Origin of the sequence: Pseudomonas sp. WS 5410 (genome assembly GCF_012985645.1) — a bacterium.
In the GTDB taxonomy this organism is placed as follows: domain Bacteria; phylum Pseudomonadota; class Gammaproteobacteria; order Pseudomonadales; family Pseudomonadaceae; genus Aquipseudomonas; species Aquipseudomonas shahriarae.
This window is the reverse complement of sequence record NZ_JAAQWS010000001.1, coordinates 386,355-402,134: the sequence shown is the minus strand read 5'-3', so window position 1 is coordinate 402,134 and position 15,780 is coordinate 386,355. Positions and strand designations below refer to the sequence as shown.

The 15,780-nt window shown below is 60.3% G+C and carries 11 protein-coding genes; 4 read left to right on the top strand and 7 right to left on the bottom strand.

From position 1 onward, the window contains the following. Positions 1-21 precede the first annotated feature (21 nt). From HBO24_RS01640 to HBO24_RS01630, 3 genes are all read right to left on the bottom strand, one after another. Positions 22-966 carry a sugar kinase gene (locus HBO24_RS01640; RefSeq protein ID WP_057436679.1) on the bottom strand — a complete coding sequence of 315 codons (945 nt, stop codon included), beginning with the start codon at positions 964-966 and terminating at the stop codon, positions 22-24. After that, a complete protein-coding gene (locus tag HBO24_RS01635) occupies positions 959-1,741 on the bottom strand; it encodes a TIM barrel protein (protein ID WP_115128283.1) in 783 nt (260 codons plus the stop codon). Before HBO24_RS01635 ends, HBO24_RS01640 begins: the two co-directional genes overlap by 8 nt. A gap of 65 nt (positions 1,742-1,806) precedes the next feature. Beyond that, entirely contained in the window at positions 1,807-2,826 is a 1,020-nt protein-coding gene (locus HBO24_RS01630) for a LacI family DNA-binding transcriptional regulator (RefSeq protein ID WP_170059193.1), read from the bottom strand. A gap of 257 nt (positions 2,827-3,083) precedes the next feature. Between HBO24_RS01630 and HBO24_RS01625 the strand changes: the two genes are divergently transcribed. The 3 genes from HBO24_RS01625 to HBO24_RS01615 all read left to right on the top strand — a co-directional run bounded on the left by HBO24_RS01625 (position 3,084) and on the right by HBO24_RS01615 (position 9,101). After that, positions 3,084-4,331 carry a hypothetical protein gene (locus HBO24_RS01625; RefSeq protein ID WP_057959441.1) on the top strand — a complete coding sequence of 416 codons (1,248 nt, stop codon included), beginning with the start codon at positions 3,084-3,086 and terminating at the stop codon, positions 4,329-4,331. Between the two features lie 225 nt (positions 4,332-4,556). After that, positions 4,557-6,548, top strand: a complete 1,992-nt coding sequence (locus HBO24_RS01620) for a hypothetical protein (RefSeq protein WP_169960348.1) — start codon at positions 4,557-4,559, stop codon at positions 6,546-6,548. Positions 6,549-6,836: 288 nt separating this feature from the next. Continuing rightward, positions 6,837-9,101 (top strand): autotransporter outer membrane beta-barrel domain-containing protein, encoded by a 2,265-nt coding sequence (locus tag HBO24_RS01615; protein WP_170059192.1) that lies wholly within the window; start codon positions 6,837-6,839, stop codon positions 9,099-9,101. 65 nt (positions 9,102-9,166) lie between these two features. Here the strand turns inward: HBO24_RS01615 and HBO24_RS01610 are convergent, their stop codons facing one another. From HBO24_RS01610 to HBO24_RS01595, 4 genes are all read right to left on the bottom strand, one after another. Next, a complete protein-coding gene (locus HBO24_RS01610) occupies positions 9,167-9,628 on the bottom strand; it encodes a hypothetical protein (protein WP_115128278.1) in 462 nt (153 codons plus the stop codon). 260 nt (positions 9,629-9,888) lie between these two features. Beyond that, the gene (locus HBO24_RS01605) at positions 9,889-10,530 is read right to left on the bottom strand and encodes a DUF1345 domain-containing protein (RefSeq protein WP_115129403.1); all 642 of its coding nucleotides are present in this window, start codon (positions 10,528-10,530) and stop codon (positions 9,889-9,891) included. 80 nt (positions 10,531-10,610) lie between these two features. Continuing rightward, the gene (locus HBO24_RS01600; RefSeq protein ID WP_170059191.1) at positions 10,611-13,703 is read right to left on the bottom strand and encodes an efflux RND transporter permease subunit; all 3,093 of its coding nucleotides are present in this window, start codon (positions 13,701-13,703) and stop codon (positions 10,611-10,613) included. An 18-nt stretch (positions 13,704-13,721) separates the two neighbouring features. Beyond that, on the bottom strand, positions 13,722-14,879 hold the full coding sequence (locus HBO24_RS01595; protein ID WP_170059190.1) for an efflux RND transporter periplasmic adaptor subunit: 1,158 nt from the start codon (positions 14,877-14,879) through the stop codon (positions 13,722-13,724). 198 nt (positions 14,880-15,077) lie between these two features. Here HBO24_RS01595 and HBO24_RS01590 point away from each other — a divergent pair, with 198 nt between their 5' ends. Continuing rightward, a complete protein-coding gene (locus tag HBO24_RS01590) occupies positions 15,078-15,779 on the top strand; it encodes a response regulator transcription factor (protein ID WP_057436665.1) in 702 nt (233 codons plus the stop codon). Position 15,780 lies beyond the last annotated feature (1 nt).

Here is a 15,780-nt window from a genome sequence, read left to right as displayed (position 1 = left end):
GGTAACGGTTGTCGGTCCGGATCAGCCGGCTTTTTGCCAGGCGGGCAGGTCGGCGCGCAGGGGCAGGCCTTCCATATCGCCGCGACTCTGTACTGCGCGGCTGCCGATCCAGTTGGCGCGCTGTACCGCCTGGGCCAGGCTGAGGTTTTCCAGGAGGGCGCTGATCAGGCCCACGGCAAAGCCGTCACCGGCTCCCACCGTATCCACCACCTTGGCCACCGGCACGGCGGCGACAAAGCCCTGGTCCAGTTGGCTGCGGTAGTAGGCACCGTGGGGGCCGAGCTTGATGGCTACGGCTTCCACGCCCAGGTCGAGGTAGAAGGCGGCAATATCCCCGGGATCTTCGAAACCGGTCAGCAGCCGACCTTCACTCAGGCCCGGCAATACCCAATGCGCCAGGCCGGCCAGGGCGTTGACTTCGCGGATCATTTTTTGCTCGCTGGGCCATAGCGAAGGGCGCAGGTTCGGGTCAAAGGACACACTGCGGCCGGCCGCGCGCATCTGACTCATCAACTCGCGCGACAGTTCGGCGGTGGCGTCCGACAGCGCCGGCGGAATCCCGGTGGCGTGCAGATGGCGCGCCGTTAGCAATTCTGGAGTGATTGCGGCGCTGGACAAGTGACTGGCCGCCGAGCCACGCCGGAAATACTCGACCTGGGGATCGTCGCCGCTCTCTTCCCGGGACTTGAGCTGAAAGCCGGTGGGGTGCGCGGGATCCACCGCCACATGCCGGCAATCCAGGCCTTCACGCTCCAGGGCCGCGACCACAAACCGCCCCAATGAGTCATGACCGACCCGGCTCAGCCAGGCGACGTTGAAGCCCAGGCGTGACAACCCGATCGCCACGTTACTGTCGGCCCCGGCGATGCGCTTTTCGAAGTGGCCGACCTGGGCCAGGTCGCCGGTTTGCTCGGCGACAAACATCGCCATGGTTTCGCCGAACGAGAGGATATCGATCTCAGACATGGGCATTCTCCACACGCGGTTGGCCAAGGTGGGCGAGGGCGGCGACCTGCTCGGCGGTGACCGCCACCAAGTCGTCGCCTTGCAGCGGGAATTCCACCGCGCGGCTGATACCTTGGGGCATCAACTGCAGCAATTGTTCCCATAGATGCAGGTCGGCGCTGCCGGGCGGCAGGGCTACCAACTTGCCGTCGGCGCGGCGGGCCACGGCCTTGCAATGCAGGTAATCCACATGCCGGCCCAGCAAGCGTGCGGCGGTACGTGCGGACTGGTCTTGCCAGTGCCAGTTGCCGATATCGAAGGTCATTTTCACCGGCACCGCCAGGCGCTCGGCTTCATCGAAGAAGCGTTGCATCGGCTCGATGCGCCCGCCGTGCAGGGTCTGGTCGTTCTCCACCAGCAAGCGCACCGGGTGGCGGTTGAGCAGGGCGCTGAGGCTGTGCAGGTCGTTGGTGTCGGTGAAGTAACCCAGCGAAACCTTCAACCAGCGCGCACCGAACGCCTGGGCCCGGTCGAGGGTGGCGGCCAGCTCCGAATTGGCTTGGGCACGCCCGGCGACCCACAGCTCCAGGGGCGACGAAAACACACACTCCAGATCTTGCGCGGCGGCGGCCTGGGCCAGTTCGCCGGGTTGTTCGCTGGTCAGCAGTTCTTCACGCCATTCAATACGCCTGGCCCCGGCAGCGGCCAGCAGCTCGACGAAACTCAACTGGCCGCGCTGGCGAACCAGGTCGGCGCCGTAGCTGGAAAGGCTGATGGAAACGGGATATCTATGCATTTTTATTGATCTCTGAAACCGGTTTCATTTGTAGATAAAAAAAATGCCCGTGCAGGCGGTTATGCCTACACGGGTTGGGTTGAGCCTCGCACGATCAGTTGCGGGGAAAAATCCAGGGAACGGGTCGCCGAGGTATCGCCGCGCAACCGCTTGAGCAAGCACTCAAAAGCGCTGGCGCCAATGGCTTCGGTCGGCTGGGCCAGGGCGGTGATGCCGCTGCCTACCAGTGGGTACCACTCCAGGTCATCCAGGGCGATCAAGCCAACGTCCTCGAACAATCGGCAACCCAACTCGCGCAGGGCTTTGCTACAGGCCAGCGCGGCAATGCCGTTGGCACAGAACAAGGCTTTAGGCCCGGCTTTGCCTGCGCCCAGAAACGTCTGCAAACGCTGGGGCAGGTCGAGGTCTATCTCCAGTACAGCGCCGTGCATTTTTTTGCGACGGCTGATCTGGGCCTGGAAACTGTCCATGCGCTCAATCCGCGAGCTGGTGCCATCGGCGGCCTCGCTGATCAGCAAAATATCCCGATAGCCCTGTTGCTCCAGGTGATCCAGGGCCATGCCCACGGCCAGTGGGTTATCCAGGCCCACCAGGTCGCTGTGCAGCGCCTCGACCTTACGGTCCACCAGCACCAGGGGCATTTCCCGTTGCAGCTCCAGTAACTGGTCGCGGTGATGGCCCAGGGTATTCACGATCAGGCCTTCGATGTTATATGCGCGCAACGCCGCCAGGTGCTGGCGCTCCTGCTCGTCATCGCGGTCGGTGTTGCACACCACCAGGCTATAGCCGTGCTGTCGGCAGGCGGTTTCCACGCCATGCATCACGGCAATCGAATAGGGGTTGCGGATATCCGCTACCAGCATGCCGATCAGGCGCGTGCGTCCACGTTTCAGGCCACGGGCCATCTGGTTGGGGCGGTAGCCCAGGTCATCAATAGCCTGTTCGATACGTTGGGCGATGGCGTCGGACAGCAGGGCGCGGTCGTCGCCGATAAAGCGCGACACGCTGGCCTTGGATACGCCGGCGCGCTGGGCTACATCAAGCATGGTCACGCGGCTGCGCTGGGCGGCGGAGAATGAAGTCACGGCGGGGCCTTTCTTATTAGTGTGAGGTGGCAGTGCGCTGGGCATTGAAACCGGTTTCAGAAAACACCAGTCAGCCACTCTCGTCAAGAAAATATTTGTTGGGATCGGTATGAAGTCAGGCCGCTCAAACCGACGAGCGGGGAGCGCACCTGTTAGTTCTGACAGTATCCGCAGCACCACAGGAGGTGTTCAATTGCCCCAACAGAGCCGCAAGCGCCGTGATCAGGTGATGCATAGGCGTGTAGAGGGAGGTTTGGATGAGCACCCACAATGCTGGCCAATCGAGCGCGAATGGCCCCCAAGGCCCAGGAGGCAGCCTGGCGATTGACGCGCCCATCGTCGTCGACGCGCTGCCTGATGGGTTGGTGCCGGTGCAATTTTACTTCTCTGATCTACAGCTTTTGATTCCCACTCCCTGGGCGTTTCTACCGGGTCCGGGCAGAGACCAATATGTGGTGTTCGAGTGGAGCGTCCGCGGTGCCCGCCCGGTCGACACGCCACCGGTGTTGCTGCCTAACCCGATGACGGCCGCCGACTTTCCCTACCCGATGCAGATACCCCAGGCATTTTTGCTGAACAGTGCAATTATTGATCTGACGTTTCGCATCCATAACGGCACGCCGAACAGCCCCAGCGTCGATAGCTCTGAGGTTGTGACGATCAGGATCGACCGCGATGCGCCCGGTGGCGGTGCGTTGCTGCCACCGGCCATTTTCCCTATTGATCCGATTACCGAGGCCTACCTGGTCGCCAACCCCCTGGTGCCCATGGAAATCCCGCAGGGATATTTGGGGCGTGAGGTCGGTGATCAGGTGCCGATGTATTTTTCAGACATGAATATCTTGCCAACCGGCGCGCCGACCCTGGTTTCTGCACCGTTGGCCAGCGCCACCGGCCGCATATTCGTGGACGTGCCCAGCGAGGTGTTTCGTCGTTTTCCGGGGGCGCTCTGGATCTTCTGCTTCTATCGCCTGCAAGACCGTGCCGGCAACATCAATCCGATGTTTTCACTGGTGGCGCAAGTCAGGCTGCAAACCGACCTTCCGCCCTCCAACTACCCTCGGCCCCGTTTCCCGCAATCGGAGTTGCATCCTAACGGCTACTTGACCTGCAGCACCCAGCCTCCGATCTGGTTCGGTGTCGAGGTGTTCATAGCCCCTCACGCGGACATCCGTTCTGGTGATCTGATTACGCTGCGGTTCCAGGGGTACGGGCTGTACCCGGATGTCAATCCAGACCCCAATATCGTGGAAACCCTCACGCATTACTGGGATGAGGTCAGCGATGCGTCCGGCTATGCCTTCTGGATACTCGATGTCGAGCGCTTGATTCGGCCCCTGAAAAAAAACGCCGGAGGAGAAGCTCATTACACGGTGTCCAGGGGAGGCGTGATCATTGGCCGGTCTGCTTCTAGGTATGTGCCGTTCGATCGGGTAGTGAATACCTCGCCCCCCCCGCCAAACCCCATCTACTGCTGGATTGACGGCAATGGCCCAGAACCCTGATTGCGAGTGCTTTGCGTCATGAGTGTTGGAACACCGCGTACGTTTCACTGAACTTCTGACGGGTAAATCCAAAGTTGGTTTGTTTGGCCGCATGTCATACGGCTGGGAAGAGTGTTGCTGCGATTTCAGTCACCTGGCAGTCACTCAAGCAGCGGGGCGATGGCCGTCCGGCCACTTCATGAGTGTTTGTGCGATGCCTACATTAAGTACTAAGGAGAGACTGATATGAGCAGCACCCCTGACGTCACCATTACATCCGAACCTTTGGTTATTGATGCGCCCACGATTGCCGAGGCACTGGATAATGCAACGGGTCTTATTCCAGCGTCCGTTGCTCGTGCGGGTATCACCGTGGAGTGTCGAACCGGGCGGATCTCGGTACCGACCGACTGGCTGGGTATTCAAATTCGCACAACCACCGATCCGGTGCCCACTTGGCGGCCCTTTCTGGAACCATTCCAGATCAACTTGGACCCCGTGCCCGCAATCATCGATAGATACATTCCGGCGCCGTCTCCCGAGTTTGAGTTCCCGCATGGCTTTTATGAGATCAAAGTCGTGCAATACCGCAATTCCAATGGCGCACCAGGTGCTGCGCGGGACGAGTCCAACCCTGCCGCGTTTCGCGTCGATCTGATTGCGCCCTACGCTGTAGCGTCGTCACGTGAACAACCCACCGTTCCGATGCTGGCTAATGCGCCAGCGGGGACCATTATCGACAATGCGTTCCTGATAAATCATGGCGGCGTGGAGATTGTTATCCCCCGCAACACCTTCAGTCCCCAGCCTGGGCGATTCGAAGCGGGGGACATAGCTAACGTTTACTTCAGCCCGGTAATGGACCCACGACCAGAGTATCTGGTGAGCGGCCCAGGTGTGCCTCTGCTACCACCACCCGACAACAGCACCTTCTTCCTGCCCGCCAGCCAGATCATCTTGAGTGGGCTTTATTATTTTTTCTACACCATGGTTGACCGGGCAGGGAATATCAGTCGCCCATCGTTCAATGAGTTTCGCACGGTCTCGTTACTGACCGACCCCGTACTATTGGAGCCATTCCTACCGCTTGCACCGTCCCCACGTGACGGTAGCACTGATGATTTGCTCAGCATTGCGGACTTTGTGCTGGGCATTAATCTCCATATCGAACAGTATCTTAATTTCGCTACAGGACTGGACAAGTTCGAGACGCAATGGGAAAGCCAGCCCTTTGGCCCGCAAACCACTGAACTCACGGGCTTCCCGGTAGTTTTCAGTAATATGAATGATGCGATCAAGGCCGCCTATACCGCGACGCTAGGTCCTCAGGCGGTAAGCGTGCGTTACCGGACTGATCGCAACGGTGTGTTCTTCCTCTCACCCGCTAAAAACGTCCGGCTCGACTTGTCGGTAGAGGGGCCTGTACTGCCGGGCACACTGGAACCAGGCGATATGAACCCTGGGCTGAACCCGGCACAAGTGTTTGGCGAGGACTCACAGGAGTTGAATACCCTGCGCATTGGCGATGCGGACCGACCTGTGACTATTGTGATTCGACTCTGGACCATTGCGGCACTGCCTCACCCAGGCAATCAGTTTTACTTGTATTGGGGCGCCTCCAAAGAGCGTGTCGGGCCTTTCCCTTTAAGCACTACGGTTCCTGGCGAGGACGCGAGGTTTATCATTCCCTGGGCGGTGGTTGCCCGCCACGGGAACAATCTGCAGCCTGTCAGCTATTCTGTCATTGGCCCCGGCACTATCAATGAGAACCCGTCGCCCCTTACCACGGTCAATGTGATCGATGCCGTGACGGTGGAACTGGCGCCGGCAAGGTATGAGAATCTCATAGCTGGCGAATGGACCTGTCAGTCGCTGGTACAACGGATGCCTGGCTCGCCGCCGGTCCTGGCTGCCATGCTTTTCATTCCGGGCGATGTCAGGCTGGTAGTGGGCAATACTGTGGAGGTTACGGTCACTATCACCAACCAGTACCCCCAGCTCCCACCGGGCCCCTTTGTAGAGCCTATTACAACTGCGCCCTTGACCGCTGCCGATGTGGCCAACGGTTTTTATGTCGATATCATTTACCGTCCATTCCTGGCTCAAGCGCCGTTCGGCCCTTGCGAGGTCACCTACACCACGAACGTGGCGGGTGGAGGCATCGGTCGCGGGCGGTTGGCCGAAGTATTCACGATATTCTCCAACCCTGACTCTTTCTGTGATGGCATATCTGCTTAACCTACGAATCAACGCCTCCAAGTCTACAAACTGCTGAAAGCACAAAAGGGAAGCATGGCTTCCCTTTTGTGCATCTGGTAGCAATGGACTACGGCTTGTGGACGGATCAGTTTGCCAGTTGTGCAGTTTTCCATACCACTGCGGTGCCTATACCTAAGCTTTGCTCGGATTAGTCCTACAGTCATCAGTACGTTCACTACGTAACCTCTGCGCCTTACAGGTGAGGCTTCATTCCGCGGGAACGAGCCAAGCCGTTTTTACAGGCGCTACCCAGAGAGTGAACCCCCGATGTCATTACCTACCAGATTCGAGCTCAAGCCCTTGAGCAAGATGATGCATGTTCCAGCCATTAGCGTGCTTCTGCTTGCAGCGATGCACACCAGCGTCCAAGCGGATCAACTGATCGGTGAGTCAAGGACCATTGGCCCCCATGAGATGAAAAATGATTGGCAGTTGGATCATAAGTCCGAGCTGACCGTCAACGGTGCTCGCGCCGGAAATATCCTGGCCAACGACTCGACGCTGAATGTCAATACCGGCAGCCGGATCGAAGATATCCGTGCGACGCAGGGCTCCACCGTCAACGTTGACGGCGCCACTGTTGAATCCAACCACTCGATATGGGGGGCGGTGCGCCTGGATGACAGTGCGGCCATCATTCGCAACAGTGCCATCATCAGCCACACAACTTTCGGTTTGCAGGCGTACCAGAGTTTCAATTCCGACAAGGGCGGCATTGCCCAGGTGTTCAACAGCATCATCCGGGGGGAAAAGAGCGGGGCAATAGCCACGGGCAATGCTGAGTTGCACTTCAATCAGAACACTGTGGTCGAAGGCACCGGCGCCGATAGTGATGGCGTGTGGCTCGACGGTGCAACGGCGACTGCCAGCCAAAGCAGCATCATCGGCGGCAAGAATGGCGTGTTGTTTACCAACGAAGCTGGCAGCAGCGATGCCGGCAAACTGGTGCTGGATAACTCCAGCGTCGAAGGGCGCAACGGCTCGGCCATTGTCGTGGAAGGTCACCCTGGCGAGGAGATGGAAGTTGAAATCGACGTGCGCAACGGCTCAACCCTGACCGGTGGCAATGGCGTGCTGCTGGAAGTCAACGGCGGTGCCCAGGCGAGCATGAATGTCGATAGCAGCCGGTTGAAAGGCGACGTCATTGTCGAAGATGGCAGCACGGCACATTTGAACCTGGAAAACAGCTCCGGGCTCAAAGGCCAGCTGCAGAATGTCACCAGCTTGAACGTAGGCAATGGGTCGTACTGGGAGTTGACCGCCGACAGCCAGGTGGGTGCCTTGAACCTGGTGGACGGTACGGTGATATTCGGCCACACCGATGCGTTTTATCAGTTGGACCTGGACAGTCTCGACGGCAACGGCACCTTCGTCATGGGTACCGATTTTGCCAACGGCATCACGGACTTCCTGAACATCAGCGGCGAAGCCAACGGCAGTCACAGCCTGTTGCTCGCAGCCAGCGGTACAGAGCCGGTCAACCCCGAAGCGATTCGTATCGTGCATACCGGCGGGGGTGACGCGCAGTTCTCACTGGCGGGCGATGTCGTCGACGTGGGTGCCTATTCCTATGGTCTGAAAAAGGATGGCACCGATTGGTTCCTCGACCCGAACAACCGCGTGATCAGCCCGGCTACTCGCTCGGTCATGGCGTTGTTCAATACCGCCCCCACGGTCTGGTACGGCGAGGCGACTTCCCTGCGTACGCGCATGGGCGAGCTGCGTTTCGAGCCTGGTCAGGCGGGTGTGTGGATGCGTGGTTATGGCAACAAGTACAAGGTGGCCGAGAGCACTGGGGTTGGCTACAACCAGAACCAGCAGGGCTTTACCCTGGGTGCTGACACGCCGTTGGCCGACAGCCAGTGGCTGGTGGGTGTGATGGCCGGCCATAGTACTTCGGGCTTGAACCTCAAGCGCGGTACGTCGGGCACAGTGAAGAGCTACTACGTGGGTGCTTACGCAACCTGGCTGGATGACGAGAGCGGTCTGTATTTCGACGCCGTGGCCAAGCTCAACCGTTTCCATAACGAGTCCAAGGTCGGCTTGAGTGACGGCACCAAGTCCAAGGGCAAGTACGCCAACACCGGCGGTGGCCTGTCGGCAGAGTTCGGTCGCAACATCAAGCTGGACGACGGTTACTTCGTCGAGCCGTATGCCCAGCTGTCCACAGTGGTGATCCAGGGCGCCAACTACAACATGAAAAATGGCCTGCACGCCGATGGCGAGCGCACCCGCTCGATCATGGCCAAGGCCGGTGCGACGGTGGGGCGTGACATCCAGCTCGACAGTGGCAGCGTACTCCAGCCTTACCTGCGGGCGGCGATGGTGCATGAGTTTGCCAACAACAATAAGGTCGCGGTGAACAACCATGAGTTCAACAATGACCTATCGGGTTCACGCGCCGAGTTCGGTGCGGGCGTCGCAGTTAAGTTGTCGCAAAACCTGCAACTGCACGCCGACCTAGAGCACAGCAGCGGTGGCCGGGTCGAGCAGCCATGGGGCGCCAACGTAGGTGTGCGCTACAGTTGGTAAAGACTTGACGCTTATTAACGCCCGTATCGAAAGATACGGGCGTTTTTTTGCTCTTGCATAATCGATCAACTGGTTACGTCGAAACCGACTTCCAGTGTGTGTGGGTTCCCGTTGACATCTTCATCGGTGGTGCCATTCAGCGTGCCGCTGATTTTGATGATGCCGGCTTCCAGGTTGTTAATGATCAACGTTCCTGAGGAGCAGCGCACGACGTAATGAATCGTAGGCGACTTGACGGCATACCAGACATTGACCTTATTGGACTGCCACTTATCCAGCTCTAATACCTGCCCATTGCGAATGGTGTCGGGCAGTTCAATCGTGATTTTTTCCACGGTGACTGCATTATCAGCATGTCGTGCTAGAAGGCGGTAGATGGCCGCGTCATGGTCATGCACCAGGGTCAAAGTCTGAAAGTGGACCGATATCGTATCGATAAATGCGTCGAATGTACCGGTGGCGCTGAGGGCCTTGGGGTACAGTGCTTTTTGTTGCGCAGGGGACAACTGTTGCGCTTGTACGCTCATGATCGCTTCTCCATCGCTGATGATTGTGCGAATAACAGAGGTTTCGAGGGCTCTGTTCGAGTCATGAAATAGCAGTGCGCGTGTGCTGTAAACTGTCAGAACTAACAGTATACGAAGGCAGCGACTCATGAGTGATGCGTGGCCTGACTCGGCACCTGGCCTGAAAGCATTAGACGCCTTTGCACGGGATTTTCTACTGTGAGGAATGACAGTCTAATAACCTGCCATTAATACGCTTTAGTTCTAAGCCCGATGCAACTTCAAGCAAAAAGCCCCGCCGCAATATTGATCGAGAACCCCAATATCGCCGTATTGAACAGAAACCCGATCAGCGACTGCCCCAGTACCACTTTGCGCATGGCGCGGGTAGCCACTCCCACATCCGAGGTCTGCACGGCGACGCCGATGGTGAAGGAGAAATACAGAAAATCCCAGTAGTTGGGGGTCAGCAGCCCCTCGGCAAAGCGCAACGCCGGCTCCTTGCCCTCCCAGGTGTAATACAGACGAGCATAGTGCACGCTGAAAATCACCCCGATCAGCAGCCACGAACCAATCACCGTCACCCCGGTAAAACCGTAATGCAGCAGGCGTTCGGCAGTGCCCAGGTCCTTGCTGCCGGCCAGGCCAACGGCAATCGTCGCCAGGCTGGCAATCGCCGCAATGCACACCATAAATAACACCAGGCCGGCGTTTTCATCCTCGACCTCGGCGATGCGCTTGACGTCCTCGGCCTTGGCACGGATGGTCAGGCGCAGCATCAGCACCAGGTAGGTCCAGACCCCGACGTTCCAGCCGATCAGGATTTTGCTGAGGATTGAATCGAAGGGCGCCAGGATGCCGATTGCCAGGCCCAGGACGGCGGCAGCGGACAGGCGAGGGTGGGTTCGGGCGAGGAAGGGCATAGTGCTCACAAATGCAGGATGTTTGAGCACCATAGCCTATTCCTGCAGGAGCCGGCTTGCCGGCTCCTGCAGGGGGCTGATCAATCTTTGCGTTTGCGCACCAGTTTCATGACGACCACAAAGAACACCGGCACAAACACCACCGCCAGTGTCGCCGTGATCATGCCGCCAATCACCCCGGTCCCAATCGCCTGCTGGCTCGCCGAACTGGCGCCGGTGGCAATCGCCAACGGCACCACGCCCAGAATGAACGCCAGCGAAGTCATGATGATCGGTCGCAGACGCAAGCGTGCGGCCTTCAATGTCGCGTCAATCAGGTCTTCGCCCTGGTCATACAGGTCCTTGGCGAACTCGATGATCAGGATCGCGTTTTTCGCCGACAGCCCGATGATCGTGATCAAGCCGACCTTGAAGAACACGTCGTTGGGCATGCCGCGCAGCGACACCGCCATGACCGCGCCCAACACGCCCAACGGCACCACCAGCAGTACCGAAGTGGGGATCGACCAGCTCTCATACAGCGCCGCCAGGCACAGGAACACCACCAGCAGCGACAGCATCAACAGCAGCGGCGCCTGGGAGCCTGACAAGCGCTCCTGCAAGGACAACCCGGTCCATTCCTGGCCCAGGCCGGCTGGCAATTGGCTGACCAGACGCTGGATTTCTTCCATCGCCTCGCCGGTGCTATGACCGGGTGAGGCTTCACCCGAAATAGCGATGGCCGGGTAACCGTTGTAACGGGTCAACTGCGCCGGGCCCTGGACCCAGCGCGCTTCGACAAATGCCGACAGCGGCACCATCTTCCCGGCGTTGTTGCGCACATGGATCTTCATCAGGTCTTCGATCTGGCTGCGCTGGTCGCCTTCGGCCTGTACCACCACGCGCTGCATGCGGCCCTGGTTGGGGAAGTCGTTGATGTAGGCCGAGCCAACGGCCGAGGACAGGATATTGCCCACATCGGCAAACGACACGCCCAGGGCATTGGCCCGCTTGCGGTCCACCTCCAACTGCACTTGCGGCGCCTCGGCCAGGGCACTTTCGCGCACATTGGCCAGGATCGGGCTTTTTTCCGCCGCCGCCAGCAGTTCGGTACGGGCTGCCATCAACGCGGCATGGCCGACGCCGCCCCGGTCCTGCAAGCGGAACTCAAAGCCGCTGGAGGTACCCAGGCCATCCACCGGTGGTGGCAGCACGGCATAGGCCATCGCATCCTTGAGTTCGGTAAAGGCCATGTTGGCGCGATCGGCAATCGAGGCCGCCGAATCGTCGCTGCTGCGTTCGGACCAATCCTTGAGCGTGGTAAACGCCAGCGCCGCGTTCTGCCCGGAACCGGAGAAGCTGAACCCCATGATCATCGTCGTATCACCGACGCCCGGCTCGGTGGCGTTATGGGCCTCGATCTGCTCGGCCACCAGCACCGTACGGTTCTTGCTCGCGCCCGGCGGCAACTGGATATCGGTGATGGTGTAGCCCTGGTCTTCCACCGGCAGGAACGAGGCGGGCAGGCGGCTGAACAGGAAGCCCATGCCCACCAGCAGGACCAGGTAGATCAGCAGGTAGCGGCCGCTGCGCTTGAGGGCATAGGCAACCCAGCCTTCGTAGCGGTCGGTCAGTTGTTCAAAGCGCCGGTTGAACCAGCCGAAGAACCCACCCTTGGTATGGTGCTCGCCCTTGGCAATCGGCTTGAGCAACGTGGCGCACAGGGCCGGGGTCAAGGACAGGGCGAGAAACGCCGAGAACAGGATCGAGGTGGCCATCGACAGCGAGAACTGCTGGTAGATCACTCCCACCGAACCCGACATAAAGGCCATCGGCAGGAACACCGCCACCAGCACCAGGGTAATGCCGATGATCGCCCCGGTAATCTGGCCCATGGCCTTGCGTGTGGCTTCCTTGGGCGACAGGCCCTCAGTCACCATGATCCGCTCGACGTTCTCCACCACCACAATCGCATCGTCCACCAGGATGCCGATGGCCAGCACCATGCCGAACATGGTCAGCACGTTGATCGAGAAACCCAGCAACAGCATGGTGGCGAAGGTGCCCATCAGTGCAATCGGCACCACCAGCGTCGGGATCAGGGTGTAGCGGATGTTTTGCAGGAACAGGAACATCACCGCAAACACCAGCGCCATCGCCTCCAGCAGGGTGTAGATCACCTTGGTGATCGAGACCTTGACGAACGGCGAGGTGTCGTAAGGGATCTTGTACTCGACATTGGCCGGGAAGTAGCGCGACAGCTCATCCATCTTTGCCCGCACCAGGGTCGCGGTGCTCAAGGCATTGGCGCCGGGCGACAGTTGCACGCTGACGGCGGTGGAGGGCTTGCCGTTCAGGCGCGTGGAGAACTGGTATTCCTGGCTGCCGATCTCGACCCGCGCCACATCACCAATACGCACGGTGGAACCGTCCGGGTTGGCCTTGAGCACAATGTCGGCAAACTCGGCCGGCGTGGAGAGCTGGCCCTTGACCAGAATCGACGCGGTGATTTCCTGGGTATTGGTGCCCGGCAGATCACCGATGCTACCGGCCGAGACCTGGGCGTTCTGCGCGGTAATCGCCGCATTGACATCGGCCGGGGTCAGGTTGAAACCGATGAGCTTCTGCGGGTCGATCCAGATCCGCATCGCCCGCTCGGCGCCGTACAGCTGGGCCTTGCCCACGCCGTCGAGGCGCTTGAGCTCGTTCATCACGTTGCGCGCCAGGTAATCGCTGAGCGCCACGTCGTCGAGCTTGCCGTCGCTGGAGGTCAAAGTCACCAGCAGCAGGAAGCCGGCGGACACCTTCTCCACCTGCAAGCCCTGCTGGGTCACGGCCTGCGGCAGGCGCGGCTCCACGGCCTTGAGGCGGTTCTGCACATCGACCTGGGCCATTTCCGGGTCGGTGCCCGGCTGGAAGGTCGCGGTGATGGTGGCCGAGCCGAGGCTGCTCTGGGATTCGAAATACAGCAGGTGGTCGGCGCCGTTGAGCTCCTGCTCGATCAGGCTGACCACGCTTTCATCCAGGGTTTGCGCCGAAGCGCCCGGGTACACCGCGTAGATTTCCACTTTCGGCGGCGCGACGTTGGGGTACTGCGCCACCGGCAACTGCGGGATGGCGAGGGCGCCGGCCAGCAGGATAAACAGGGCGACCACCCAGGCGAAGATCGGGCGGTCAATAAAGAACTGCGGCATTGTCTCTGATCCCTTTGATTACTGGCCGGCTGCCTGGGCGACAGGCGCGACGCTGGCATCCACTTCGACTTTTTCGCCGGGGCGTGCGTGTTGCAGGCCTTCGACGATGATGCGGTCCCCGGTCTTCAGGCCGCTGTTGACCACCCAGCGATCATTGATCGCCGCGCCCAACTCCACCGGCTGCTGGCTGACGTTCTGCTCGGCGTCCACGAGCAACACCATGGGGATGCCGGCGCTGTCACGGGTGATTGCGCGCTGCGGCACGCTCAGGCCTTGCTGGTCGACCGCTTGCTCCAGCCGTACGCGGATAAAGCTACCGGGCAACAGGTCGAGGTCCGGGTTGGGGAATTCGCTGCGCAGGATGATCTGCCCGGTACCGGGGTCTACGGAAATCTCCGCGAACAGCAACTTGCCCGGCAGCGGGTAGAGGCTGCCGTCATCCTGGATCAGCGTGGCCTTGGCCTGGTCCTGGCCCACTTGCTTCAAATGCCCGCCGCGGAAAGCGCGGCGCAGGTCATTGAGTTCGCGGGTGGATTGCGTCAGGTCGGCGTGGATCGGGTCCAGTTGCTGGATCAGCGCCATGGGCGTGGCTTCGTTCTGCCCCACCAGGGCGCCTTCGGTCACCAGCGCGCGGCCGATACGCCCGGAGATCGGCGCGGTCACGGTGGCATAACCAAGGTTGAGCTTGGCGCGTTGCACCGCTGCCTGGTTGGCCGCGACATCCGCGGCGGTTTGCCGGGCGGCGGCGCGGGCGTTGTCGTAGTCCTGGGCGCTGATGGCATTGCCTTCGACCAACTGGCTGTAGCGCTGCTCTTGCAGGCGCGCCTGGAAGGCATTGGCCTCGGCCTTGCGCAGGCTGGCCTGGGCGCTGTCGAGGTCGGCCTTGAACGGCGCCGGGTCAATACGGAACAGCACGTCGCCCTGTTTGACGTCATGGCCTTCCTTGAACACCCGTTGAAGCACCACGCCCGCAACCCGGGCGCGCACTTCGGCGATGCGCGGTGCGACGATCCGCCCACTCAGCTCGCTGCTGATGGACAGGGGCTTGGCTTCGAGTGTTTCGATCCGCACCTTGGCCAGGGGCATTTCGGGGGTGTCGCCTGCGGAGTTGCCACACGCACCCAGGGCCAGGGTCAGTGCCAGCAGGCAAAACGGCGCAAACAGATTCTTTGACATGCTCTTATCCCAATATTGACTGGCGCATCCTACGGGCGCCCCCGACTCGGTGCTGTGAAGCTGTGTAGGTGGTCTGTGAAGAAATGTAAGGTACGGCGCACGCCGAGGCGCGTGCGTATATCCTTCACGGCTGTGGATCCTAACAAGCTCTTCTGATCAATGACGATCTAATGTGAAACTGTATTATTTGGAAACACCATGCCCAACATCCTCCTGGTCGAAGACGACGCCGCGCTGTCCGAGCTGATTGCCAGTTACCTTGAGCGCAATGGCTATCACGTCAATGTGCTCAGCCGTGGCGATCATGTGCGCGAACGGGCGAGGCTCAACCCACCAGACCTGGTGATCCTCGACCTGATGCTGCCCGGCCTCGATGGCCTGCAAGTCTGCCGCCTGCTGCGCGCCGATTCGGCCGGCCTGCCGATCCTGATGCTCACCGCCCGCGATGACAGCCATGACCAGGTGCTGGGCCTGGAAATGGGCGCCGACGACTACGTGACCAAACCCTGCGAGCCACGGGTGCTGCTGGCCCGGGTGCGCACCCTGTTGCGCCGCAGCAGCCTCAGCGAGCCACAGGCGGCCAACGACCAGATCCTGATGGGCAACCTGTGCATTGACCTGTCGGAACGCGCCGTGACTTGGCGCGAGCAGACGGTGGAGCTGTCCAGCGGCGAATACAACCTGTTGGTGGTGCTGGCCCGGCATGCCGGCGAAGTACTCAGTCGCGACCAGATCCTGCAGCGCCTGCGGGGCATCGAGTTCAACGGCACCGACCGCTCGGTGGATGTGGCCATCTCCAAGCTGCGCCGCAAGTTCGACGACCATGCCGGCGAGGCGCGCAAGATCAAGACGGTATGGGGCAAAGGCTACCTGTTTAGCCGCTCCGAGTGGGAATGCTGAC

What these genes read in the sequence shown, in the direction of transcription:
- HBO24_RS01595 (WP_170059190.1), bottom strand. Translation starts at nt 14,879, where the DNA reads ATGTCAAAGAATCTGTTTGCGCCGTTTTGCCTGCTGGCACTGACCCTG.
- HBO24_RS01600 (WP_170059191.1), bottom strand. Translation starts at nt 13,703, where the DNA reads ATGCCGCAGTTCTTTATTGACCGCCCGATCTTCGCCTGGGTGGTCGCC.
- HBO24_RS01625 (WP_057959441.1), top strand. Translation starts at nt 3,084, where the DNA reads ATGAGCACCCACAATGCTGGCCAATCGAGCGCGAATGGCCCCCAAGGC.
- HBO24_RS01605 (WP_115129403.1), bottom strand. Translation starts at nt 10,530, where the DNA reads ATGCCCTTCCTCGCCCGAACCCACCCTCGCCTGTCCGCTGCCGCCGTC.
- HBO24_RS01640 (WP_057436679.1), bottom strand. Translation starts at nt 966, where the DNA reads ATGTCTGAGATCGATATCCTCTCGTTCGGCGAAACCATGGCGATGTTT.
- HBO24_RS01615 (WP_170059192.1), top strand. Translation starts at nt 6,837, where the DNA reads ATGTCATTACCTACCAGATTCGAGCTCAAGCCCTTGAGCAAGATGATG.
- HBO24_RS01610 (WP_115128278.1), bottom strand. Translation starts at nt 9,628, where the DNA reads ATGAGCGTACAAGCGCAACAGTTGTCCCCTGCGCAACAAAAAGCACTG.
- HBO24_RS01620 (WP_169960348.1), top strand. Translation starts at nt 4,557, where the DNA reads ATGAGCAGCACCCCTGACGTCACCATTACATCCGAACCTTTGGTTATT.
- HBO24_RS01635 (WP_115128283.1), bottom strand. Translation starts at nt 1,741, where the DNA reads ATGCATAGATATCCCGTTTCCATCAGCCTTTCCAGCTACGGCGCCGAC.
- HBO24_RS01590 (WP_057436665.1), top strand. Translation starts at nt 15,078, where the DNA reads ATGCCCAACATCCTCCTGGTCGAAGACGACGCCGCGCTGTCCGAGCTG.